The following is a 23,444-nucleotide window of genomic DNA, read 5'->3' as shown; positions in this document are numbered from 1 at the left end:
TCGATGCGTGGATGATCCGGCCGTGGAGCGTTTCGGGCGGTCAGAAGTGGATACAGGGATGTCGATCGAGCGAGTAGACACGATTGTGGTGGGTGGAGGCCAGGCTGGTCTCGCCATGAGCGAACATCTGGGCATGGCGGGCGTGCCGCATTTGGCGCTCGAACGGTATCGGATTGCCGACCGCTGGCGGACCGCCAGATGGGATTCGCTGGTCGCCAACGGCCCCGCATGGCACGATCGCTTTCCGGGGATGGAATTTCCCGGTGCGCATCCCGACTCGTTTCCCGGCAAGGAAAGCGTCGCGGATTATTTCGTGTCCTATGCGGAAATGATCGCTGCGCCGGTGCGCTGCGGCGTCGATGTGACATCGGTCGAACGGATGGCCGGACAGCCGGGGTTCATGGTCAGGACCTCCGCGGGCAATTTCGAAGCGATGAACGTGGTCGCGGCGACCGGGCCGTTTCAGGTGCCCGTCATTCCGCAGATCGTTCCGCAACGCGCAGACATCATCCAGCTGCATTCCAACGACTATCGCAATCCCGGTCAGTTGCCGGAAGGCGCCGTCCTGGTCGTTGGCGCAGGCTCGTCCGGCGGCCAGATTGCCGACGAATTGCTGCGTGCGGGCAAGCGCGTCCACCTGTCGGTCGGGCCGCACGAACGTCCGCCGCGGGCCTATCGCGGCCGTGACTTCTGCTGGTGGCTCGGCGTGCTCGGAAAATGGGACCTGGAAACGAAGCAGCCGGGCACCGAGCACGTCACGATTGCGGTGAGCGGCGCGCGTGGCGGCCAAACCGTCGATTTCCGGCGACTGGCGGCCGAAGGCATGCATCTCGTCGGTTCGACAGCGTCGTATGATCAGGGCAAGGTGCTGTTCGCGAACGACCTCGCCGACAATATAGCCTTGGGCGATGCGTCCTACAGAAGCTTGCTGGACGAGGCCGATGCCTATATCGCGCGGTTCGGGCTGGACTTGCCGCCTGAACCGGACGCGCGCATCGTCAGGCCCGATCCCGACTGCATAACCGATCCGGTGCGCGAACTGGATCTCGCAGCAGCCGGCATCACATCGATTGTCTGGGCCACGGGTTTTGCCACCGACTATAGCTGGCTGAAAGTCGATGCATTCGACGCGGTGGGCAAGCCGAAGCACCAGCGTGGCGTGTCTTCCGAACCCGGGATCTATTTTCTGGGACTTCCCTGGCAGTCGCGCCGTGGGTCTGCATTCATCTGGGGCGTCTGGCATGATGCGAAGCATCTGGCGGACCGCATCTCAACGCAGCGGCGCTACACCGATTACGATAGCTCGGCGCGACGCGCGGTCGGGCATGCAAGCTAGTCCGTACTGGCAGGTTCCGGAGCAGGTTCGTCCGTGCCGACAGGGCTCGTAGTTCAGGCCCTGGCGGGGGCCAGGATGGATTGTGAGATCGACGGTAGGGCAGTTATTCCGGAACAGGCGGGCGGAGGGCTCCGTCCGCGCGCGCTTCTCGACATGATCGATGAGCGAGCAGTCCGGTCACGGCACGCATGTATCTTACGCGCTGATGACCAATCGTCAGCTAGCGTTGCAACCGGATGCTGGGGCCGATCGCGGGGCGATGGGCACGGCAGACCGATAGGCGCGGTTCGCGTAGATCAGAGGCGATCCTTCTGTGGCGAGCGCAACGTCCTGGACTTCGCCGAAGAAAACGTAGTGAGTGCCGATCTTCTTCCACGAGGACAGGGTGCAACTGAAGGCGACCAGTCCGTCGACGACACGGGGAGAGCCGTTGACGTCGGGAGCCCAGGTCGCGCACGAGAATTTGTCGCCGTCTCCGGTGGTCCATCGCTTCGCAAAACAGTCCGAAATGCCGGATTGATCGTCCCGCAGCAGGTTGACGCAGAACACGCCATTCACCTTGATCGCCTGGGCGGTCGCACTGGTCTCGTTGATGCAGACGAGCAAGGTCGGCTGCGGCGTGTCGGCCGAGACGGATGACATTGCCGACACCGTCGCGCCCTGGCGGCCAGCTGTGCCATCCGTCGTTACGATACTCACGGTGCAGGCCGCATTGCTCATGCCGGCCAAGAACTGATCGCGCAGTACCATGGTTATGGACCTCTAAGGAGCTGACCGCTCGGAGCGAGCGATATCCTTTCACGAGTACCCTTGAGCGGGCTCGCCGCCGACCCGCGGATGCGCATCTTGCTCTCCAGCTTTGCCCAACTCATGACTGCGATAAATTATCGGTTTTGAGAGCGATGCTTCTGATTTTCAAAAGTGCCAAGTTGCGGTAGCCAACCGGGCGTGTGGCCGGTGCATCTCTCATCGTGAATTGCAGAAGCTGATGCAACCACACCAGGGTCGCTGGTCGTCCTTGTGCGCGCGAGCGCCGCCGATCATCTTTCTATCTAACCGATCGATGTAAACTGCGGAGCCGATGGCTCGACGCCGCTTCTGGCGCGCAGCAGTCATTTGGTGAATACGATCTGCTTAGTAAGAGCCCCATCGCCCATTAATGTGGCAGCTCTGCCCAAATCATGGGAGCGGACGATCCAAATTATTGTACGTCCCGGGACAAGCTTTCTGCGGACATGCGCCCGTAGGCTTCTTCGAGGTTAGGGAACATGGTTCAGGCCATGACAACGTCGAAGGAGCGATCGAATGGTCAAGTTGCATTTTGCTGACATCCGCAGGCTTTGGCCTGAAACGGGCGCGATGATCGGATGGCGTGCGGCGGCAGTGGGCGCGCTATTAGCGGTCGGCACCTTTGTTCCGATGTCCGCGCAGGCGGCTGTGCCGGCGGCTTGCGCCGAGTTGCAGGCGAAATATCCGGACTGGAAAGGCAAGACACTCGTCAACGCCATTAATCCGCATACACCGGGCTATGAATCGATCGATCCCAAGGATCCCAACAAATATATCGGTTTCGATATAGATCTCGGTGAGCAGATCGGCGAATGCCTTGGCTTCAAGCTGACCTACAAAGCTGTGACCTTCGCAGCCTTGCTGACCACGCTGGCATCGGGCCAGGCGGACATCGTGATTTCCGACATCTATGCCACCGAGGAGCGCGCCAAGGCCGCCGACTTCATCACCTACTCCAAGGTGTTCGACGGCGTGCTCGTCGCCAAGGGTAATCCGAAGAAGATCACCGGTATCAACACCTCGCTGTGCGGCACGGCTGCGGCGGAAAACACCGGCTATGTCGAAGTGCCGCTGATCCAGGCGCTGGGGCCGGAATGCAAGAAGGAAGGCAAGGCGGAGCCGACTATCCAGCTCTATGACAACAATGCCAACTGCATTCAGGCGATCCTTGCCGGCCGCGCTGACACCTATATCAACGACGTCAACACCGTCGACAACGCAGTTAAAGCCTATCCGGACAAGCTCGAGAAAGCGGTCGCGGTGACGATCCCCTATCAGGTCGGCATTGCCGTGCCGAAGGACAAGCCCAAGTTCCGCGATGCGGTGAAGGCCGCACTCACCGAGATCTACAAGTCCGGTGATCAGCTCGCACTGCTGAAGAAGTGGAAACTCGATCCGGAAAACCTGATGGAGCCCGGCCTGCTGACGGTGAAGTAACGCCCGCCCGCAAGCAAGGATCACTCTCACGTAAGGGCTTTCTGCCTCCATGGAGCTGTTCCTCCACTATCTCAGCATGCCGTATATGATCGAGGGCATCCAGGCGACCTTGCAGGTCACCGCCCTCGGTCTGTGCGGCGGGCTGATCCTCGGTGTGATCCTGGCATGGATGCAGCTCAGCAGGTTCAAGCCGCTGGCATCCTTCGCCCGGGTCTATGCCGTGATCTTTCGCGGCACGCCGCTGATCCTGCAGATGGTGTTTGCCTATAACGCCCTGCCGCAGATCGGCATCAAGCTTCCCGCCATTCTCGCTGCCGGCCTGGCACTGGCCTGCAACGAAGCGCCGTTCATCGCCGAGATGCTGCGCTCCGGCGTGCTCGGCGTCGACCGCGGCCAGGTGGTGGCCGGCCAGGCGCTCGGCATGACCCCGGGCGTCCTGATGCGCCGGATCATCGCGCCGCAGGCGATCCGGTCGATGATCCCCGCTTTCGGTAACGAAGCGGTCAGCGCGCTGAAGAATTCGTCGCTGGCCTCCGTCATCGCCGTGCAGGAGCTGACGCTGCGCTCGACGCAACTGGCGTCCTCGACCTTCGATTTCTTTTCGATCTTCTTCGCGTCGGGTCTGATCTATCTGCTGCTCACAGCGGCGATCGCCGGCATCCAACTGCTTCTGGAATGGAAGTTCGACCTCGATCGCACGACCAGGCAGAACCAGTTCATGCGCTTCATGCCGTGGTATCGCGCGCCTGGCAGCGACGATCCGCTGGCGCCGCAGGCCCACATGTCGCCGGAAATCCTGCCCGACGGCGGTGTCGCCGAACTGCCGCCGCCGCGGATGCGGCCGGAACGCGCCGATCGCACCAAACGCGCGGAGATGCTAGCGCGCAACAATGTCGCCGTCGAGGTCTCCGATCTCCGCAAGAGCTACGACAGGAATGTAGTGCTCGACGGCGTCGACATCACGGTCAGGATCGGTGAAGTGATCGCGCTGCTCGGACCAAGTGGCTCCGGCAAGAGCACGCTGCTCCGCTGTATCAACAATCTCGAACTGTGGAACGGCGGCGCCATCAAGGTCGCCGGCCGCCAGCTCGGCTTCAACGAGCACGGTAAGCCGTTGTCGCCGCGTTTGCTGGCGAATGCCCGCGCCGAAGTCGGCGTCGGCATGGTGTTCCAGCAGTTCAATCTGTTCGGGCATCTCACAGCCAAGGAAAACATCGCCGGCCCGCTGCGCTGGGTACACGGCGTAGCGCGTGCCGATGCCGATCGTCGGGCCGATGAACTCCTGGCGCGCGTCGGTCTCAGCCACCGCGCCGATGCGCTGCCACGGCATCTGTCCGGCGGCCAGCAACAGCGCGTCGCCATCGCCCGCGCGATCGCACCCAATCCGAGCGTGCTGTTGCTGGACGAGCCGACGTCGGCGCTTGATCCCGAACTGGTTAATGAAGTGCTCGAAGTGATCCGCAGGCTCGCCGTCGAGGACGGTCTGACCATGATCATCTCGACGCATCAGCTGCGCTTTGCCAGCGAAGTGGCCGACCGTGTGGTGCTGCTCGCCGGAGGCGCGATCATCGAGGAAGGTCCAGCGAGTGAAGTCCTGACCAATCCGCGCAATCCCGTCGCGCAGCGTTTCCTCAATGCGATGGAGGCGGAAGTCTCGTGATAGTCGCGCTTGTGAAGTTCGTCCATTTGCTACCGAGGGCCTCAGCATGAAACATCATCTTCTTCCGGTGTCGCCGAAGACCGTTCACTGGGGCTATTTCAGCAAGGTGGTCACGCCCGCGCTGACGCTGAAGTCGGGCGACCGCGCCACCATCGAAACGCTGACGCATCATGCCAATGACGATTACGAGCGCATGATCGAAGGCGATCCCGGCGCCGAGAGCGTGTTCAAATGGACCCGCGAGCACAAGGCGGTGGTGCGGCGTGGGTCGGGCCCGACGGAAGGCCCGTTCATCCGCGGCTCAGGCGAAGGCGTCGGCGTGCATCTGCTCACCGGGCCGGTGGCGATCGAAGGCGCAGAGCCGGGCGACGTGCTGGAAGTGCGTATTCTCGACGTGCGCCCGCGGCCGGCCTGCAAGGCCTGTTACGCCGGCAAGTGTTTCGGCTCCAACGTCGCCGCGAATTGGGGCTTCCACTATCACGACCTGATCGAGGAACCGAAGCCGCGCGAGGTCGTGACGATCTTCGAGCTCGATACGTCGGGCGAGCCGTTTGCCAAGGCGGTCTATAATTATGTCTGGACGCCGCAGACCGACCCCGATGGCATCCTGCATCCAACCATCGATTATCCCGGCGTGCGCGTCGATCACGCGACCATCAGGAAACGCGATAACATCCTGCCCAATGTCAGGGTGCCGGCACGGCTGCATTTCGGCACCATGGGCCTCGCGCCATCCGAGGAGGATTTCGTGTCGTCGATCCCGCCGAGTTATACAGGCGGCAATATCGATGACTGGCGCGTCGGCAAGGGCGCCAAGATGTTCTATCCCGTGGCGGTGCCCGGCGCGTTCTTCTCGGTCGGCGATCCCCATGCCGCGCAGGGCGACAGCGAGCTCGGCGGCACGGCCATCGAGACCTCACTGACCGGCGATTTCGAGTTCATCCTGCACAAGCATCGTGACCTCGGCGGTACGCCCCTCGAAGGCCTGACGCATCCGATGCTGGAAACGCCCGATGCCTGGTCGGTCTACGGCTTCACCTTCCCGAACTATCTCGCCGAACTCGGCGCCAATGCACAGCTCCACGTCGCCAATCATTCCAGCCTCGATCGGGCGATGCGCGATGCGTTCCGCAAGCTCAGGCGTTTCCTGATGACGGTGCACAAGATGAGTGAAGACGAGGCGATCTCGCTGATGTCGGTCGGTGCGGATTTCGGGGTGACGCAGGTGGTCGATGCCAATTGGGGCGTCCATGGCACAATCCGCAAGAACGTCTTCCGCTGCGACTAAGCGGATGAAATTGCACTGAATTCGGTTATGAGGATGATGGCGCGGTGATCGGGGAAGTTGCAGGGCAGGGCGCTGCGTCCTTCGGGATGGCACGGAGGTTGCTTCGCTTCGGCTATGAAGGTCGATGCATGAGCCTCCGTCCGTTCACCAGTGAATCCTACTCTGAAGACGACCGCCCCGAAGCATGGCGCGACGTCCTGAGTTCGATTGGCCTGCAGCCGACAGCTGCGACGACCACGCATCACGGGCATGCCACCGCAGTTCGTCGCACCTTCGAAGGTATTGCTCTGGCCAAACTGTCTGCCGGCGCACAGGCAATCTCGCCGCTGTCGGATCTGGCCAGCGACCATCCGCTGGTGCTGCTGCCGCTTGAGGATGGCGTCGCGCTGAAGACCACCGCGGGGCATCAGATCGTCGCCGTCGGGCATCTGCTGTTGCTGCCCCGCGAAGGGGACTGGAGCGTCGCATTCCAGCGCGACATGCGCGCGGTGGTGCTCTCGGTGACATCCGACCCGCTGCACAGCCGCCGCGCCAGTGCACCCGCCATCGCCGATGTCCAGATCGTAGGCCCCGGCGGCTTCGGCGACGTGTTCGCGCGTATGATGGAACAGGCGGCCCGCAACCTTGAAACATTGTCCGATGCCGAATGGTTGGCGATCGCACAAAGTCTTGCCGATCTGTTGCCGACCTTTACACGTCAACTGGCCGAGCCGACGGCCGATCTCAACAGCGGCACGGCGACCAAGGCTGCGACCTTGCATCGGCTGTGCCAGACCATCGAGCGACGCCTCGACGATGCGGATCTGACGCCGGCCAAGGTGGCGCAGGCCGAGGGCATCTCCGAACGTTATCTGCAGAAACTATTCGAAGGCACCGGCAGCAGCTTTACGCATTACCTGCGCGAACGCCGGCTGCAGCGCACCTGGGCCGATCTGTCGAATCCGTCCGAGGCGCATCACTCGATTTCCGAGATTGCCTTTCGTGCCGGCTTCAATGACTCCGCGCATTTCAGCCGCACGTTCCGTCACCGCTTCGGCCTGTCGCCGCGCGAATTCCGCCAGAATGAAGCCGAGCGCTTGACGGCGTCGGCGACGGCGGCGGGACAACGCGGCTGGCCGCAGGAAGCGCTGGCGCAGTTGCGCAGCAAGCACGCGCCGTCGACCGCGGGGAAGATTGCGCAGCCGGAGCCGGCCGCGATGATCACGCACGGCATCGCGGATGCTTCGAAGAATCAGCGGCATCATCATCTCGCTGCGGATGCATCCCGCGTGCACTGGGGCTATTTCAGCCGCTCGTTGCCGCCGCAGATCGAGATCAATTCCGGCGACACGATCACCATCGAAACACTGACGCAGCACGCATCCGACGATCCCGAGCGGATGATCAAGGGCGATATCGGCGCTGAGAGCGTGTTCCGCTGGACGCGCGATCAGAAGAATGTCGATCGCCGCGGTGCCGGTCCGATGGACGCCTCGATCTATGGCCGCGGCGCCGGTGAGGGCTTTGGCGTCCACATTTGCACCGGGCCGGTGGCGATCAAGGACGCGCAGCCCGGCGACGTGCTGGAAATCCGCATCCTCGACATCGTGCCGCGCGCCAGTCGAAATCCGGATTTCGACGGTCAGGTTTTTGGCAGCAGCGTCGCGGCGTGGTGGGGCTATCACTACAAGGAATTTCTCGCCGAGCAGAATGCGCGCGAGGCGGTGACGATCTACGAAATTCTCGATCACGACGACGTGCCATATGCGCGCGCGCTCTATTCGTATCGCTGGGAGCCGCAGACCGATCCGTTCGGCACCGTGCACAACACCTACGACTATCCGGGCATTCCGATTACGCCGGCCTCTGTACGGCGTCGGCATGACGTGCTCGACGGCATTCGCATTCCTTTGCGCCCGCATTTCGGTGTCATTGCCGTGGCGCCGCGCGAGGCTGATCTCGTCGATTCAGTCCCGCCAGCCTATTTTGGCGGTAATCTCGACAATTGGCGGCTCGGCAAGGGATCGACGGTCTATCTGCCGGTGTCGGTGCCCGGCGCATTGCTGTCGGTCGGCGATCCCCATGCCGCGCAGGGCGACGGCGAACTCGGCGGCACGGCGATCGAATGTTCGATGACCGGAACCTTCCAGGTGGTCCTGCACAAGAAGGGCAATCTCGCCGGCCAGGCGTTTGCCGATCTCACTTATCCGCTGATCGAGACCGAGAGTGACTGGGTGCTGATGGGCTTCAGCCATCCGAACTATCTCGCCGAATTTGGCGCAAAGGGGCAAAGCGAGGTCTATGCGACCTCGTCGCTCGATCTTGCGATGAAGGACGCCTTTCGCAAGATGCGGCGCTTCCTGATGAACATCAAAGGTCTCACCGAGGATGAGGCGATCGCGTTGATGTCGGTCGCGGTCGACTTTGGCGTGACGCAGGTCGTCGATGGCAATTGGGGCGTCCATGCCATTCTGAGCAAGCGGGTGTTCGATCACACGTCAAAATCATAGGGTCCAGGAGACGCGCTGTTGCAATTTCACATGATCTCCGGCGGCCCGAAGCCGGTCGCGCCGTTCAGCCATGCTGTGGAGACCGACGGCTTCGTGTTCGTCACCGGGCAGATGCCGGACACTCCGGCAATGCCGGGCGTGCTGCCCGATGGCATCGTGGCACAGACCGAAGCGGTGATGGAAAATCTGCGCGTGGTGCTCGCGGGGCTCGATCTCGGCTTCGAGCACATCACCATGACGCGGATCTATCTCACCGAATTCAAGCGCGACTACGTGGCGATGAACGAGACCTATCGCAGCTATTTTCCGCCGGATCGTTTGCCGGCGCGGACCTGTGTCGGCGTCACGGGCCTCGCTTATGACGCTCTGATCGAAATCGACTTGGTTTGTCGACGGCCCAGATAATGGTCGGTGCGAAGAGATGGAAAACCTAGTTCGCCTTTTCGATCAGGCTTTCCAGCAGGCGCTTCAGGTCGGCCGTTGCCTTGTTGCCGTAGTTCTCGGCGATATGGGCTTCCTGGCTCAGCGCCAGCGAGTTCAGCCGCTGGGTCAGTGTCTTGCCGCGGTCGGAGATGAACATCACCACCTTGCGGCGGTCGTCGGGGTCCTGCACCCGGTAGACCAGCGCATCAGACACCATGCGATCGACCATCTTGGTCAGGGTCGGATGATTCAGCAGAACCGCATCGGCGAGGTCGCCCATGGAGTGGCCCTTGCCGTCGGACAGCACTTTCAGAATGCGCCACTGTTCGACCGGCACGCCTTCCTTCTTGAAGCGCGCATCGAGCTGGCGATTAATTTCCCGGTTCGCCTGCGCCAGCAGATAAGCGAGGTGTTCGGTGATGGGCGTGCTCGGCGTTCTGGCCACGGTTGGGAAACTTTGCTGGAAGGGGTGATGAATATTAAGCGACTTTGCCTGAACCATATGCACGGGAATCGTTGAATATTCAATATTTTCCTCTACGATATTTTCTTTCGCACGATTTTACTGCCGATCAATTGATGCCGCACCGCCGCTGACAACGTCGAAAGGAGAGCGACATGCTCTCATCACTGCAGATTGCAACGACCGGTGCGCTGCCGATGCCGGCGCCATGGTTGCTGAAGGGCTTTCAGGACAGCGCGGGAGGTCGTGACGCGATTGCACGTCCCGATTTGTTTCCGCGGCGTCGCAATCGCGAAAAGCTGCGCGTCGTCAATTTTATCGGCCTGTCCGGCCCGGCCGGGATCTGGGGCCTGGCGGGCACCAATAGCATGATGCTCGCGGCTTCGGAGATCAATCGGCGCGGCGGCATTCTCGGGCGCGAGATCGAGCCGGTGTTTCATGACGCCGGCGGCGATATCGATGGCGTTGTCCGCACGGCAACCGACATGATTGCGGCTGGCGATGCCGATGTCATCATGGGCTCGCATATCAGCGCGGTCCGCGTCGCGCTGCGCAAGGTGATCGCCGGGCGCGTGCCCTATATCTACACGCCTGTCTATGAAGGCGGCGAACGCACGCCCGGCGTGATGGCGATCGGCGAGACGCCGCGCGATCAGTCGCGCCCGGCCATCGAATGGCTGGCGAATGAAAAGAAGGCGAAGCGCTGGTATCTGATCGGCAGCGATTACGTCTGGCCGTGGCTGGCCCACAAGGCCACCAAGACATACATCGCCGGCGCCGGAGGGCGCGTGGTCGGTGAGGAATTCGTTGCGCTTGGCGAGCAGAATCACGATGCCCAGATCGCCCGTATCCGGGCGGCCAAGCCGGATGTCGTGGTCATCTCGCTGATCGGCACCGACAGCATCGTGTTTAACCGCGCCTTCGCCGAACATGGTCTCTCGTCGAAGGTCCTCCGACTGGCGGGAGCCATGGATGAAACGCTGCTGCTCGGCATGGGCGCGGATAGTTCCGAGGGGCTCTATTGTGCATCGGGCTATTTCGTCGACCGTGCGTCGGCGGCGAATGATGCATTCCGTGCGCAATATGAAGCATCGTTCGGACGCTGTGCGCCTGTGCCGGGATCGGTCGCGCAGTCGAATTACGAGGGGCTTCGGTTTCTCGAATCCGTGGCGACCAAGGCGGGCTCATTCGACGTCCGGCCGATGCTGAACGCGGCGTCCAGCGTGGCCTATCACGGCGCCCGCGGTGAGGTCAGCATGCGCGGCGGGCGGGCGAAAATGCCGATCTATCTTGCCGAAGCAGACGGTCTGGATTTCAGGCTCATCCGGACATTCTAGGTCAGTCGCAGACCCGATCAGGACGACCTTGAAAAATAATACTTGAAAAGGAAAATATTTCTCTTTCTAATGATGCGCGAAAGGCGACACCGTCGTCGCCTTGACGGCGTGGGCATCCCGAAGAAATGCCGTGCCGGTTGCATCGTGGATATCAGGAGAAATCATCGTGGCCGTTTCACTTCCCACTCCCGATCAACTCCTCGCCGTCGCCGATCAGTGCGGCCTCGCGCTGTCCGATGAGGACGTCACCTCGTTCCGCGCGCTGATGCAGGGATCCGTCGATGCCTACAACGTCGTGGCGGCGATGCCCGACGAAGTGCCCGAAGTGAAATATCCGCGTACGCCTGGCTATCGGCCCGCGCCGGAAGAGAACACGCGCAACGCCTGGTATCGCAAGTCGGTGGTGAAGGGCGCGCCCGGCGGCAAGCTCAAAGGCAAGACCGTCGCGCTGAAGGACAACATCATGCTGGCCGGCGTGCCGATGATGAACGGCTCATCCACGCTGGAAGGCTATGTGCCGGATTTCGACGCTACCATCGTCACGCGCATGCTGGACGCAGGCGCCGAGATCATGGGCAAGGTGCATTGCGAATCCTTCTGCATGTCCGGCGGCAGCCACACCAATTCGACGGGCAACGTGCATAACCCGCACAAGATGGGCTATTCCGCCGGCGGGTCGTCGTCCGGCAGTGCGGTCGTTGTCGCGCTCGGCGAAGTCGACATGGCAATCGGCGGCGATCAGGGCGGCTCCATCCGCATGCCGTCGTCCTTCTCCGGCACCTATGGCATGAAGCCGACCTGGGGTCTGGTGCCTTATACAGGCATCATGCCGATCGAGATTTTTGTCGATCATACCGGCCCGATGACATCCAACGTCGCCGACAATGCGCTATTGCTGGAAGTGCTTGCCGGCGATGACGGCTATGATCCGCGGATCAAGTCGCCGGAAGTGCCGGAATACACCAAGGCGCTCGGCGCCGGTGTCAAGGGCATGAAGATCGCCATCGTCAAGGAAGGTTTCGAGCAACTCGGCGCCGAAGACGCGGTCAATCGCAGCGTTCGCGAAGCCGCCAAGCGCTTCGCCGATCTCGGCGCGACAGTGGAGACGATCTCGATCCCGATGCATCTCACCGCGGCGGCGGTCTGGACGCCGATCGGCACCGAAGGTATGACCCAGACCATGATGGTGGGCGATGGCTATGGCCTTAGTCGGTCGGATCTCTATTCGACCTCGCTGATGGACGCCCATCGCGGCTGGCGCGGGCAGGCGGACTCGCTGTCCGAAACAACCAAGCTGCTGCTGCTGTTCGGCACCTATATCAATAACAATTTCGGCCCTCGTTTTTACGGCAAAGCACTGAACATCTCGCGTCGCGTCACGGCTGCTTATGACAAAGCGCTGGCGAGCTATGATCTGTTGCTGATGCCGACCACACCGATGAAGGCGACACCGCTGCCGGCGCCCGGCGCGCCGCGTGAAGAAGTCGTCGGCCGCGCCTTCGAGATGATCTCCAACACCTCGCCGTTCGATATCTCGCATCATCCGGCGATGTCGATCCCGTGCGGCATGGTCGATGGCCTGCCGGTCGGGTTGATGCTGGTCGGCAAGCATTTCGACGAGATGACCATCTATCGCGCCGCGCACGCTTTCGAGCAGTCCGCTGATTGGAAGACGATGTGAGGCATCCATGCAGAAGCGGGGATCGGTGATCGCGCATGGATAATCTGATCATGGCGATCTTCGAGATCGCCAGTTTCGGGGCGATCGTCGTGCTGGTCGTGCTGGGGCTGGGGATCATCGCCAGCATGATGGGCATCTTCAATTTCGCGCAGGGAGAGTTCGTTCTGCTCGGGGCCTATGTCACCTATATCGTCCATTCCGCCGGCGCGCCGGTGTGGCTGGGCATGATCGCTGCACCCTTCGTGGTCGGTGCTTTAGGCTTCGTGCTGGAGCGGCTGATTGTCCGGCGCTTCTATGCCGCGCCGATCGTGGCAATGCTCGGCACCTATGCGCTCGGACTGATCATTCGCGAGATCGTGCGCGGCCTGATCGGCGGACTGTATCTGTCGGTGCCGGAGCCCATCGGCGGTTCGGTGACCATCGGCGGCATGCATTTCTCAACCTGGCGTCTGGTGATCATCGTGATCACCGCGCTGGTGATGGCAGGGAGCTATCTGCTTCTGGCGCGCACCGCGTTCGGCCTGCGTATCCGCGCTTCGCTGGAGAATCCGGCGCTGGCGCGGGCCTCCGGCATTTCGACCAACGCAATCTATGGCGCAACCTTCGCCTTCGGCGCGGCATTGGCGGGACTGGCCGGTGCGCTGATCGTGCCGGTGTTCACGCTGTTCGCCGATCTCGGCATCCGCTTTCTGATTCAGGGTTTCGTCGCCGTCATGGTCGGCGGCATCGGCTCCTTTGCCGGACCGGTGGCTGGCGCAGGCCTGATCGGCACGCTCAGTGCAGCGCTGCCGTGGGTGATTTCGCCCGTTATCGCCGATGTCGCGGTATTCGTGCTCGCCATCATCTTCATCAAATTCCGGCCGCAGGGCCTCGTTGCAGGAAAAGGGGTTTAGTCCAATGTCTCATGATGCCAACACTCTCAGCCGCCGCCGCTTTCTCGGCAATGCGGCCCTGTTCGGGACGGCCATCGCCACCGGTGTAGGCAGTTGGGTGATCCGGCCGGACTGGGCCAATGCGGCGGCCGGACCGATCAAGGTCGGCGTCGGCACGGATCTCACCGGGCCGATGGGCTATGCCGGCAATGCTGACGCCAATGTGGCCAGGATGGTGATCAAGGACATCAACGATGCCGGCGGTTTGCTTGGCCGACCGCTGGAACTGTATATCGAGGACACCGCGTCCAATGAATCCGTCGCGGTCGGCAATGTCCGTAAGCTGATCCAGCGCGAAAAGGTCGATCTGGTCATAGGCGGCATCACCTCGTCGATGCGCAACGCCATCAAGGACGTCATCGTCTCCCGCGGCAAGACGCTCTACATCTATCCGCAGCTCTATGAAGGCAAGGAATGCACGCCCTATCTGTTCTGCACCGGGCCGACGCCGGCGCAGCAATGCGATGAATTCATCCCCTGGCTGATCAAGAATGGCGGCAAGAAGTTTGCGCTGCCCAGTGCAAATTATGTCTGGCCGCATACGCTGAACGTCTATGCCCGCAAAGTGATCGAGGCCAATGGCGGCGAGGTCGTGTTCGAGGAGTATTACCCGCTCGACCAGATCGATTTTTCGTCGACCGTGAACCGCATCATTTCGAACAAGGTCGATGTCGTCTTCAACACCGTCATTCCGCCAGGCGTCGGGCCGTTTTTCAAGCAGCTCTCCGAAGCAGGCTTCCTCAAGAATGGCGGGCGGCTCGCCTGCGTCTACTATGATGAAAACACGCTCAGCATCAATCAGCCGGCCGAAATCGAGGGCCTCGCAAGCTGCCTCGATTACTTCAAAGCGCTGACGCCGGAAGATCCGTTCAGCGCCAAGCTGCAAGCCGCCTATGAGAAGCAGTTTCCCGGCAACTTCCTGTTTGCGGCTGGCAGCGCCGCTACCGGCACCTATCGCGGCCTGAAACTGTGGGAAGCCGCCGTCAAGGAAGCCGGCAGTGTCGATCGTGATGCAGTTGCCAAGGCGCTCGACCATGCCAAGATCGCCGAAGGCCCGGGCGGGCCGGCCGAGATGGTCCCCGGTCAGCGGCACTGCAAGATGAAGATGTATACGGCGGTGGCCAAGGGCGGCAAATATGAGGTCGTCGCGCGCAGCGCCGGTCTCGTCGATCCCAAGGAATGCTGAACCGATAATCCGAACCTCGCGGGAGTGACCGATATCACTCCCGCTTCTCTTTCTCTCATGCCGGCGACCTGATGACCGAGATGACGCCACTCTCTGCCGTATCTCTGACGCGAGGCATCAGCGCATCGCGCCAATGGCGCGTGCTGCCAATGATCGAGATCACGGTGCTGGTCATTGGCCTGCTGCTGCCGCTGGTGCTGCAGGATTATCTCACCGTCTATGCCACACGCGTGCTGATCCTCTGCCTGTTCGCGCTGTCATTCGACCTGGTCTGGGGCTATGCCGGCATCATGAGCTTCGGCCAGGCCGTGTTTTTCGGCTCGGCCGGGTATGGCGTGGCGCTGCTGGCGCGCGATCTTGGCATTACGTCCATCCTGCTCGTGCTGCCCGCCGGCCTTCTGATCGGCTTTGCCTTTGCGCTGCTGCTCGGCGGCTTTCTGCTGCTTGGTCGCCATCCCGCCAGCGTCATCTTCGTAGCACTGGGCACGTTGACGGGCTCCTATGCCTGCGATCGTCTGGCGCGGGGGTGGTATTATCTTGGCGGCCAGAACGGCATTCCCTCGATCCCGCCGATGACAATCGGCAGCTATGAGCTCACAGAGGGACCTGCCTATTACTACATGGCCATCGGCTTCCTGACCGTGGTCTATCTGCTCTGTCGTTTCCTGATGCACTCGCAATTCGGCCTCGCGCTGGCCGGCCTGCGCGAGAACGAACAGCGCATCGCCTTCTTCGGCTACAAGGTGCAGCACCTCAAGGCGATCATCTTCTCGCTGAGTGGCGCTATCGCCGGGCTCGCCGGCAGTCTCTATGCGTTTCACGAAGGCTTCGTCTGGCCCAACATGCTGGGCGTCGTGATTTCCACCCAGGTAGTGCTCTATGTGTTGTTCGGCGGTTCCGGCACACTGATCGGCGCCGTGATCGGTACGGTCGTCATTGAGGCTGTCAGCTTCTGGCTGTCGAACAGCTATCAGGACATCTGGCCGATCATTCTTGGCGTATTGCTGCTGCTGGTCATCTTGTTCCGGCCCGCAGGACTGGTCAGCCTGTTGTTGTCAGAGCGCGAGCGCGTCGGCAGCTTCGGCCGTCCGGGGAAGCGATAGTCATGGCGCTTCTGGAAGCAAAAGGCCTCATCAAGATATTCGGCAAGCTCACGGCGCTGAACGGCGCTGATCTCACCATCGCTGCCAATGAATTCCACGGCCTGATCGGACCCAATGGTTCCGGCAAGAGCACGCTGATGAAATGCATCGCCGGCGCCGAGACACCGACGCAAGGCATCGTCACTTTCGGCGGCCACGATATCACGCAGGCCTCGCCGGCGGAGCGCGCCCGTGCCGGCATGAGCCTGAAATTCCAGATTACCAGCGTGCTGCCGGCCCTAACGCTGTATGACAACATCCTGCTGGCGCTGCAGGCGCAGACATCGCTGCTCAATCTGGCGCTGTCGCGCACCCGCGGCGTGCTGCATGACAAAGTCATGGCGATGCTTGAACAGTTTCGTCTCGTCGATCGCGCCCACGAGCCGGCCTCCGCGCTATCGCACGGGCAGCAGCAATGGCTCGAGATCGCCATGGCGCTGGCGCCCGAGCCGAAGCTCCTGCTGCTCGATGAGCCGACCGGCGGTATGAGCCTGGAAGAGCGCCGCGTCACCGGCGAATTGCTGCAGCCGATCAAGGCGCGCTGTTCGCTCGTCATCGTCGAGCACGATCTCGATTTCATCCGCGATATCTGCGACCGCCTGACCGTGCTGGATCAGGGCCAGATCCTGCAGACCGGCACGGTGCAGCATGTGCAGTCGTGCCCCAAAGTTCAGGAGGTCTATCTCCGCCGTGCCTGACGATAAATTCCTCGATATCCAGTCGCTCGATGCCGGTTACGGCCGCAGCCAGGTGCTGTTCGGCGTTACGCTCAGCGTGCCGTGGCGCGGCGGCGTCGCCATTCTCGGTCGCAACGGTGCCGGCAAAACCACGCTGATGAAGGCTATTGTCGGTGAGTTGCCGGTGCTCGGCGGTGCGGTGAGCCTCGATGGCCGCGATGTCGGCAAACTGCCGACCGAGCAGCGCATCCGCCGCGGCGTCGGCTATGTCCCGCAGGAACATTCGGTGTTCGCGAAACTCTCGGTGCGGGACAATCTCGCCGTCGGCGCGCTGACCAATCGCGACAGCGGGGCAGTTAACCGCGTGCTAGAGATCTTCCCGAAGCTCGGCCAGCGGCTCGATCAGTTTGCCGGCACATTGTCCGGCGGTGAGCGCAAGATGCTGGCGATCGGGCGCGCCATGCTGTCCGATCCCAAAATCTTGCTGCTGGATGAGCCGACTGAGGGCGTTTGGATCGGTGTCATCGAGGAAATTACCGAGCGCCTGATCCTGCTGGCGAAGGACATCGCCGTCGTCATCGTCGAGCAGCATCTCGATCTCGCGCTTCGGGTCGCGAGCCGCGCTTACATGCTGGATCGCGGCCGGGTTGCGCTGACAGGTTCGGCGCAGGAAATCCGCAACGATCCACGATTGGTGCAGTATTTGGCGCCTTAGAACCAAGCGAGATCGTTGGCACCTACTTCTTTTTGCAACCTTCGTTGCAGGGTGAATAATGTCCGCGTTTGGCGGTGGGCTCAATTGGTCGGTGCAACACTCTAATCTTTTAGCAAAGATGGAGTGCGGACATGAAGCGGCGACAACGCATTAACTATTCGGCGGCGCAACGATCCGAGATCTGGGATCGTAGGCAAGCAGGCGAACCGATGAGTTCGATCGGACACCGGTTTGACCGCGATTCCTCATTGGTATTCTCGATCATATCGCCGACTGGCGGTATCCGACCGCCTGATCGGTGCCGTGCCAAGCGAGCGCTTAGTCTGTCTGAACGGGAGGAGATTTCTCGTTGGCTCAGCATGCGTCGTTCATTGCGGTCGATCGCGCGTCATTTGGGACGATCTGCTTCAACCATCAGCCGTGAAGTCCAACGCAATGGTGGGGCGGATCGCTATCGGGCAGCCCGGTCCGATCAGGCCGCCTGGGATAGATCGCGACGACCCAAGCTCTGCAAGCTGGCTTGTCGTCCGTTCTTAAGGCGGACAGTATCGACCTTATTGCAGAGACAATGGTCACCGGAACAGATTGCCGGCTGGCTGAAGCGCACGCACACGGCGGAGCCCGAAAAGCAGGTGTCACACGAGACGATCTATCGCAGCCTGTTCATCCAGGCGCGCGGCGTCCTGAAAAAGGAGCTTCTTGAGCACCTGAGAGCAAAGCGTACGGTTCGTCGCTCCAGGCATGCGAGCATGGAACGGAACGGACTCGGCCAGATCAAGAACGCCGTATCCATCAGTGAACGACCGCCTTCCGTCGATGATCGTGCGGTCCCTGGCCATTGGGAAGGCGATCTGATCGGCGGATCGAGGAATAGCTATATCGCAACGCTCGTTGAACGGCATTCGCGTTATGTGATGCTGATCAAGGTCGCGAACAAGGACACCGAAAGCGTTGTCTCGGCGCTGATCAAGCAATCGCGGCGGTTGCCCAGCGAACTTTACAGGTCCCTGACTTGGGACAGAGGCAAGGAGCTCGCCGACCATCAGCGACTGGCATTGGCCACCGACGTCGCCATCTATTTTTGTGACCCCCGCTCTCCGTGGCAACGCGGATCAAACGAGAACACCAACAGATTACTGCGCCAATATCTGCCGCGTGGTACGGATCTGTCCTTGCACAGCCAGGCCAAGCTCAGCGCCATTGCAAGGCAGCTCAATGAGCGACCACGGAAAACATTGCTTTATCAGACGCCGGCTGAGAGGTTTGCCGAATGTGTTGCAGCGATCGGTTGAACTCACCGCACAAAGCGGACATCATCATGAAATGCTTCTGATGCCGGGTTGCAGCCGCTCCGTTTACTCAGAGGTCTAAAGTGACATCATAAATTCCATGATCTTCTGCGTCCGCCATGACTTCGAAACCCAGCTCCCTACACATTTGAAGCATGATCGTGTTTTCGCGCATGATTTGGCCAACGATCTGTTTAAGCCCTTCGGAGCGGGAATACTCAATAATCAACAGCATCAAAGCCCAACCGAGCCCTCTGCCTTTGAGGTCCGATTGAAGGAGGATGGCATATTCACCGGAAACGCCGTCATCTTTACGATGCATCCTGACGACGCCAAGCGGCTCCTGGCTCGCCTCATCGAACGCGATGAATGCCATGGCCTTGGCATAATCAATCTGCGTCAAGCTTACGAGAAACGGGTGGGAAAATTCTTTGATGGCACCAAAGAATCGAAGCCTGAGATCGCCCTTATTAACGCGGGAGAGAAGCGTCAGAACCAGAGGTTCATCCGCCGCCGTGATCGGCCGCGTAAAAATTCTCCAGTCAGAATTGAGAACGAGATGTCGCTCCCATTCGACCGGGTAAGGACGAGTTGATCCACCGACCGCGTTCATGTGTGGCTCGTGGCCTGATCCTGCATCAAAAAACGCCCTGCAGCTTGGCAGAGAGCACCTTCAGAATACCTTCGTAAGTGGTGATCATCTTCTTGTGCCGATCGACTGTCTCGGCCGTTATGTCCTGCCAGTCGCCACCGGTGGCGCGCTTGCCGATCTGCAGTTCGCCAGCTTCCATAGGCGACATGTGCTCGTGGCATTCGTCCAGAGCTTCCCTGATGCCATGCGCGTATGTTTCAAGATTTATCATGGGGGCCTCGTTGGTTATATGGTGCAGACGGGTAGCCCGTCGAATGTCTCTCGGTAGTTTGAAGCAGACGGTGGATCTCCTAGGCTGGATCAGAGATGCTATCAGCTAGGTTCCTTACGCAATAACGCGCGATGACCAACTCCTCGTTCGTCGGAATGATCCGGATTTCAACACTGCTATCCCGAGTGCTGATGCACGCGGATCCTGCATCGTTTGCGTCTGCATCGATGGCTAAGCCCAACCAGCTCATCCGCTCGCAAACGCGCCGTCGAATTTCCTGTGCGTGCTCTCCAATCCCGCCGGTGAAGATCAGGCACTCCATGCCACCAAGGCTATTGACCATCATCGCTGTTTCTCTGGCGATGGACGTCACGAACAGATCGATGGCGTCGGAGGCATGCGGGTCTTTACTGGCGAGCAGTACTCGCATGTCGCCTGATAGTCCCGACACACCAAGCAGCCCCGATTCCCGATAGAGCAGATTTTCGAGGTCAGTTGCCGACATTCCGCGCTCTTGCTGCAGATAGAGGAGCACGCCGGGATCAATGGCGCCGCAGCGGGTAGCCATCACCAGGCCGTCGAGCGGTGTGAAGCCCATCGTGGTGTCGATACTGGCGCCCCCACGCATGGCGCATAGGCTGGCGCCGCTACCCAGATGCGCGACAACGCATCGTTTCTCGGTGCAAGATGGTGAGAGTTCCTGGAGTCGTCCGGCAATGAACTCGAACGACAGTCCATGAAATCCATAACGACGGATGCCGGCGTCATGGAGCTGGCGTGGAATGGCAAAGCGGGTGGCGGAGGCGGGAAGTGAGTGGTGGAACGCCGTGTCGAAGCAGGCAACCTGGGGCAGTTCCGGCCGGTCGGTCATGATCGCACGTATCGGCGATAGACAGCGTGGCTGATGCAGTGGCGCCATCGGTGTCAGCTTTTCAAGCTCTTTGACTATCGATCCCGTCAATCGGACCGGCGCTGCGAAGGCCAATCCGCCATGGACCACGCGATGACCAACTGCAACCAGATCGTCACTGGCAAGGTAGCCATCGATCCAATTCAACGCATCAAGCAGCAGTTCTTCTCCGTGGCCGTCCGCGACCTTGCGATGCTGATCATAGAGAATGGCCCCGTCGGTCTCCTTGATCGTCAGGCGCGGCTCGGCGTCGTGCTCGTCCAGACTCCCCCGGCAGAGCAATCTCGGCTCTCCATCTGATACGATATCGAATAGCGCAAGCTTAATGCCTGAGGAGCCGGAATTCACGACAAGGACGGCATCAGGCATCGCTTGTCCTCAGTCGGTGGTGTGCTTGGTGAAATGGTCAGGCCAGCTCCAATCGCGAATCTGCGGCATATCTTCGCCATGGGCGCGCACATAAGTTGTGTGCTCAAGCAGCTTGTCGCGAAGCTGCTGCTTGGTCGCCGCTGCTGTGATGCTGAGGCTAGGAACGCGTTCGATGACATCGATGGCGAGGTGGAAGCGATCTAGCCGGTTCAGCACCACCATGTCGAACGGCGTGGTCGTCGTCCCTTCTTCCTCGAAGCCGTGCACATGCATGCCGGTATGGTTGGCGCGGCTGTAGGTCAGTCGGTGGATGAGGTTTGGATAACCGTGAAAGGCGAAGATCACCGGCTTGTCCCGGGTGAACATGCCATCAAAGTCGCGGTCATCCAGTCCGTGCGGGTGCTGCGTCTTGGGTTGCAGCGTCATCAAATCGACGATGTTGACGACGCGGATCTTCAGGTCGGGTAGGGCTTGCCGAAGAAGGTCGACCGCAGCCATGGTTTCCAGGGTAGGCACGTCGCCACAACAGGCCATCACGACATCCGGTTCGCTGCCTGTGTCTTCGGTGCCAGCCCAAGGCCAGATACCGATCCCAGCGTCGCAATGGGTCGCAGCTTCCTCAATGCCGAGCCATTGCGGCGAGGGTTGCTTGCCGGCAACGATGACGTTGATCCGGTCATACGTCCGAAGCACGTGATCGGTGATCCAGAGCAGTGTGTTGGCGTCCGGCGGGAAGTAGATCCGGACGATGTCGGCCTTCTTGTTGGCGACCAGGTCGACAAAGCCCGGATCCTGATGACTGAAGCCGTTGTGGTCCTGGCGCCAGACATGGGATGTCAAAAGATAATTGAGAGAGGCAACGGGGCGTCGCCAGGGTAACGCCCGGGACACTTTCAGCCATTTGGCGTGCTGATTGAACATTGAATCGACGATGTGGATGAAGGCCTCATAGCAAGACATCAGCCCGTGGCGTCCGGTCAGCAGATAGCCTTCCAGCCAGCCCTGACATAGATGCTCGCTGAGCACTTCCATCACCCGGCCGTCCTGGGCGAGATGGACATCATACGGCTCGATGCCCTCCATCCAGACGCGCTCGGTCACGTCGAATACGGCGTCTAGCCGGTTCGACGCTGTTTCATCTGGACCCATGATGCGGAAGTTGCGCGCATCGGCGTTCAGCTTGATGACGTCGCGCAGAAATTGCCCCATCACGCGCGTTGCTTCGCCTTCGGTTCCCCCGGGATGGGGAACATTGATGGCGTAGGCGCGGAAGTCAGGTAGCTTCAGCTCGCGCTTTAGCAAACCGCCGTTGGCATGGGGATTGGCTCCCATGCGCCGGCGCCCCTGCGGCGCCAGAGCCTGCAACTCAGGTAGCAGCCGACCGGCTTTGTCGAACAGATCATCGATCCGGTAGCTGCGCATCCATTCTTCGAGCAGCCTGAGGTGTTCGGGATTGCCGCGCGGGTTGGCAATCGGCACCTGGTGGGCGCGCCAGAAACCTTCGACCTTCAAGCCGTCGACTTCCTTGGGGCCGGTCCAGCCCTTTGGACTGCGCATGACGATCATGGGCCATTTCGGCCGATCCACCGTTACGCGACCGTCACGGGCCGAAGCCTGGATCGCACGAATCCTGCCAATCGCGCGCTCGAGCGTATGCGCCATCAACGGGTGCATAAGAGCAGGATCGCTGCCCTCGACGAACATCGGCTCATGACCGTAGCCATGAAACAGATGGCGCATTTCGTCGTCGCTCATCCGCCCCATCACAGTGGGATTGGCAATTTTGTAACCGTTGAGATGAAGAATGGGCAGTACCGCGCCGTCATGCTTCGGGCTCAAGAACTTGTTGGAGTGCCATGACGCGGCGAGGGGGCCTGTCTCCGCTTCTCCGTCTCCGACGACACAGGTGACGATCAGGTCGGGATTGTCGAAGGCCGCGCCGTAGGCGTGCACCAGCGCATAGCCGAGCTCGCCGCCTTCATGGATGGAACCGGGAGTTTCCGGAGCCGCATGACTGGGAATGCCGCCCGGAAACGAGAACTGTCGAAATAGTTTCTGCAGTCCGTCTTCGTCCTGGGTGATGTCCGGATAGACCTCGCTATAGGTGCCTTCCAGATATGTATTTGCGACCATCCCCGGGCCGCCATGGCCGGGGCCGCAGATATAGATCATGTCGAGGTCGTGGGCGCGAATAACGCGATTCAGGTGCGCGTAGATGAAGTTTAGCCCAGGCGTGGTGCCCCAATGGCCGAGCAGACGGGGCTTGATGTGGTCCTTGCGCAACGGCTCGCGCAGTAGCGCGTTGTCCAGTAGATATATCTGACCCACCGACAGGTAATTTGCGGCGCGCCAGTAGCGATCAATTAGCTGAGCCTCGTCGGTGCTGAGGAAAGCTTCTCCATAACGTGGCATATGCTGTACCTTGATCCAGTCGCCGCACGGCGGCAAATATCTGCCG

General features: G+C 60.9%; 20 protein-coding genes. 14 read left to right on the top strand and 6 right to left on the bottom strand.

Features of this window, described 5'->3' with window-relative positions:
- Positions 1 to 58: 58 nt before the first annotated feature.
- Positions 59 to 1,336 carry a flavin-containing monooxygenase gene (locus SFY93_RS27880; RefSeq protein ID WP_320445377.1) on the top strand — a complete coding sequence of 426 codons (1,278 nt, stop codon included), beginning with the start codon at positions 59 to 61 and terminating at the stop codon, positions 1,334 to 1,336.
- 216 nt (positions 1,337 to 1,552) lie between these two features.
- Here the strand turns inward: SFY93_RS27880 and SFY93_RS27875 are convergent, their stop codons facing one another.
- Complete coding sequence (locus SFY93_RS27875) at positions 1,553 to 2,086, bottom strand: flavin reductase family protein (RefSeq protein ID WP_320445376.1); 534 nt, start codon at positions 2,084 to 2,086, stop codon at positions 1,553 to 1,555.
- Positions 2,087 to 2,695: 609 nt separating this feature from the next.
- Here SFY93_RS27875 and SFY93_RS27870 point away from each other — a divergent pair.
- The 5 genes from SFY93_RS27870 (at position 2,696) to SFY93_RS27850 (ending at position 9,404) form a co-directional block, all read left to right on the top strand.
- Entirely contained in the window at positions 2,696 to 3,562 is an 867-nt protein-coding gene (locus SFY93_RS27870; protein WP_244527955.1) for an ABC transporter substrate-binding protein, read from the top strand.
- Between the two features lie 49 nt (positions 3,563 to 3,611).
- A complete protein-coding gene (locus SFY93_RS27865) occupies positions 3,612 to 5,222 on the top strand; it encodes an amino acid ABC transporter permease/ATP-binding protein (protein WP_320445375.1) in 1,611 nt (536 codons plus the stop codon).
- Positions 5,223 to 5,268: 46 nt separating this feature from the next.
- A complete protein-coding gene (locus tag SFY93_RS27860; protein ID WP_320445374.1) occupies positions 5,269 to 6,510 on the top strand; it encodes an acetamidase/formamidase family protein in 1,242 nt (413 codons plus the stop codon).
- Between the two features lie 128 nt (positions 6,511 to 6,638).
- Positions 6,639 to 8,999: an acetamidase/formamidase family protein gene (locus tag SFY93_RS27855; protein ID WP_320445373.1), complete on the top strand. Its 2,361-nt coding sequence runs from the start codon at positions 6,639 to 6,641 to the stop codon at positions 8,997 to 8,999.
- A gap of 18 nt (positions 9,000 to 9,017) precedes the next feature.
- Positions 9,018 to 9,404 carry a RidA family protein gene (locus tag SFY93_RS27850; protein ID WP_320445372.1) on the top strand — a complete coding sequence of 129 codons (387 nt, stop codon included), beginning with the start codon at positions 9,018 to 9,020 and terminating at the stop codon, positions 9,402 to 9,404.
- Between the two features lie 25 nt (positions 9,405 to 9,429).
- On the opposite strand, the gene SFY93_RS27845 is transcribed toward SFY93_RS27850, so the two are convergent.
- Positions 9,430 to 9,867 carry a MarR family winged helix-turn-helix transcriptional regulator gene (locus SFY93_RS27845; protein ID WP_068735340.1) on the bottom strand — a complete coding sequence of 146 codons (438 nt, stop codon included), beginning with the start codon at positions 9,865 to 9,867 and terminating at the stop codon, positions 9,430 to 9,432.
- Positions 9,868 to 10,040: 173 nt separating this feature from the next.
- On the opposite strand from SFY93_RS27845, the gene SFY93_RS27840 reads away from it, so the two are divergent.
- The 8 genes from SFY93_RS27840 to SFY93_RS27805 all read left to right on the top strand — a co-directional run bounded on the left by SFY93_RS27840 (position 10,041) and on the right by SFY93_RS27805 (position 18,847).
- Positions 10,041 to 11,222 carry a substrate-binding domain-containing protein gene (locus SFY93_RS27840; protein ID WP_320445371.1) on the top strand — a complete coding sequence of 394 codons (1,182 nt, stop codon included), beginning with the start codon at positions 10,041 to 10,043 and terminating at the stop codon, positions 11,220 to 11,222.
- 166 nt (positions 11,223 to 11,388) lie between these two features.
- A complete protein-coding gene (locus SFY93_RS27835; protein WP_320445370.1) occupies positions 11,389 to 12,903 on the top strand; it encodes an amidase in 1,515 nt (504 codons plus the stop codon).
- A 35-nt stretch (positions 12,904 to 12,938) separates the two neighbouring features.
- Positions 12,939 to 13,796 carry a branched-chain amino acid ABC transporter permease gene (locus SFY93_RS27830; protein ID WP_320445369.1) on the top strand — a complete coding sequence of 286 codons (858 nt, stop codon included), beginning with the start codon at positions 12,939 to 12,941 and terminating at the stop codon, positions 13,794 to 13,796.
- Between the two features lie 4 nt (positions 13,797 to 13,800).
- Positions 13,801 to 15,021 carry a substrate-binding protein gene (locus SFY93_RS27825; protein WP_320445368.1) on the top strand — a complete coding sequence of 407 codons (1,221 nt, stop codon included), beginning with the start codon at positions 13,801 to 13,803 and terminating at the stop codon, positions 15,019 to 15,021.
- An 80-nt stretch (positions 15,022 to 15,101) separates the two neighbouring features.
- Positions 15,102 to 16,124, top strand: a complete 1,023-nt coding sequence (locus SFY93_RS27820; RefSeq protein WP_320447869.1) for a branched-chain amino acid ABC transporter permease — start codon at positions 15,102 to 15,104, stop codon at positions 16,122 to 16,124.
- A 2-nt stretch (positions 16,125 to 16,126) separates the two neighbouring features.
- Positions 16,127 to 16,861, top strand: coding sequence for an ABC transporter ATP-binding protein (locus SFY93_RS27815; protein ID WP_320445367.1), 735 nt, complete (start codon positions 16,127 to 16,129; stop codon positions 16,859 to 16,861).
- Positions 16,854 to 17,555, top strand: a complete 702-nt coding sequence (locus SFY93_RS27810) for an ABC transporter ATP-binding protein (protein ID WP_320445366.1) — start codon at positions 16,854 to 16,856, stop codon at positions 17,553 to 17,555. The genes SFY93_RS27815 and SFY93_RS27810 overlap by 8 nt, the downstream gene beginning before the upstream one ends.
- Positions 17,556 to 17,686: 131 nt before the next feature.
- A complete protein-coding gene (locus SFY93_RS27805) occupies positions 17,687 to 18,847 on the top strand; it encodes an IS30 family transposase (protein ID WP_320445365.1) in 1,161 nt (386 codons plus the stop codon).
- Positions 18,848 to 18,914: 67 nt separating this feature from the next.
- Here the strand turns inward: SFY93_RS27805 and SFY93_RS27800 are convergent, their stop codons facing one another.
- From SFY93_RS27800 to SFY93_RS27785, 4 genes are all read right to left on the bottom strand, one after another.
- Positions 18,915 to 19,457 carry a GNAT family N-acetyltransferase gene (locus tag SFY93_RS27800; RefSeq protein ID WP_414716996.1) on the bottom strand — a complete coding sequence of 181 codons (543 nt, stop codon included), beginning with the start codon at positions 19,455 to 19,457 and terminating at the stop codon, positions 18,915 to 18,917.
- A 25-nt stretch (positions 19,458 to 19,482) separates the two neighbouring features.
- Positions 19,483 to 19,707, bottom strand: a complete 225-nt coding sequence (locus SFY93_RS27795; RefSeq protein WP_320447883.1) for a hypothetical protein — start codon at positions 19,705 to 19,707, stop codon at positions 19,483 to 19,485.
- A gap of 79 nt (positions 19,708 to 19,786) precedes the next feature.
- A complete protein-coding gene (locus tag SFY93_RS27790; RefSeq protein WP_320445364.1) occupies positions 19,787 to 20,986 on the bottom strand; it encodes an acetate/propionate family kinase in 1,200 nt (399 codons plus the stop codon).
- A 9-nt stretch (positions 20,987 to 20,995) separates the two neighbouring features.
- On the bottom strand, positions 20,996 to 23,398 hold the full coding sequence (locus SFY93_RS27785) for a phosphoketolase family protein (protein WP_320445363.1): 2,403 nt from the start codon (positions 23,396 to 23,398) through the stop codon (positions 20,996 to 20,998).
- Between the last annotated feature and the right edge of the window lie 46 nt (positions 23,399 to 23,444).

The organism is Tardiphaga sp. 42S5, from assembly GCF_034044155.1.
In the GTDB taxonomy this organism is placed as follows: Bacteria; Pseudomonadota; Alphaproteobacteria; order Rhizobiales; family Xanthobacteraceae; genus Tardiphaga; species Tardiphaga robiniae.
The sequence above is the reverse complement of the archived record's forward strand: the minus strand, read 5'-3'. Positions and strand labels throughout refer to the sequence as shown.

Excerpts from the sequence above, each read along its gene's own strand:
- SFY93_RS27805 (WP_320445365.1), top strand. The coding sequence starts at position 17,687 with ATGAAGCGGCGACAACGCATTAACTATTCGGCGGCGCAACGATCCGAG.
- SFY93_RS27815 (WP_320445367.1), top strand. The coding sequence starts at position 16,127 with ATGGCGCTTCTGGAAGCAAAAGGCCTCATCAAGATATTCGGCAAGCTC.
- SFY93_RS27880 (WP_320445377.1), top strand. The coding sequence starts at position 59 with ATGTCGATCGAGCGAGTAGACACGATTGTGGTGGGTGGAGGCCAGGCT.
- SFY93_RS27865 (WP_320445375.1), top strand. The coding sequence starts at position 3,612 with ATGGAGCTGTTCCTCCACTATCTCAGCATGCCGTATATGATCGAGGGC.
- SFY93_RS27785 (WP_320445363.1), bottom strand. The coding sequence starts at position 23,398 with ATGCCACGTTATGGAGAAGCTTTCCTCAGCACCGACGAGGCTCAGCTA.
- SFY93_RS27800 (WP_414716996.1), bottom strand. The coding sequence starts at position 19,457 with ATGAACGCGGTCGGTGGATCAACTCGTCCTTACCCGGTCGAATGGGAG.
- SFY93_RS27870 (WP_244527955.1), top strand. The coding sequence starts at position 2,696 with ATGATCGGATGGCGTGCGGCGGCAGTGGGCGCGCTATTAGCGGTCGGC.
- SFY93_RS27820 (WP_320447869.1), top strand. The coding sequence starts at position 15,102 with ATGACGCCACTCTCTGCCGTATCTCTGACGCGAGGCATCAGCGCATCG.
- SFY93_RS27830 (WP_320445369.1), top strand. The coding sequence starts at position 12,939 with ATGGATAATCTGATCATGGCGATCTTCGAGATCGCCAGTTTCGGGGCG.
- SFY93_RS27825 (WP_320445368.1), top strand. The coding sequence starts at position 13,801 with ATGTCTCATGATGCCAACACTCTCAGCCGCCGCCGCTTTCTCGGCAAT.
- SFY93_RS27855 (WP_320445373.1), top strand. The coding sequence starts at position 6,639 with ATGAGCCTCCGTCCGTTCACCAGTGAATCCTACTCTGAAGACGACCGC.
- SFY93_RS27790 (WP_320445364.1), bottom strand. The coding sequence starts at position 20,986 with ATGCCTGATGCCGTCCTTGTCGTGAATTCCGGCTCCTCAGGCATTAAG.
- SFY93_RS27795 (WP_320447883.1), bottom strand. The coding sequence starts at position 19,707 with ATGATAAATCTTGAAACATACGCGCATGGCATCAGGGAAGCTCTGGAC.
- SFY93_RS27860 (WP_320445374.1), top strand. The coding sequence starts at position 5,269 with ATGAAACATCATCTTCTTCCGGTGTCGCCGAAGACCGTTCACTGGGGC.
- SFY93_RS27840 (WP_320445371.1), top strand. The coding sequence starts at position 10,041 with ATGCTCTCATCACTGCAGATTGCAACGACCGGTGCGCTGCCGATGCCG.
- SFY93_RS27875 (WP_320445376.1), bottom strand. The coding sequence starts at position 2,086 with ATGGTACTGCGCGATCAGTTCTTGGCCGGCATGAGCAATGCGGCCTGC.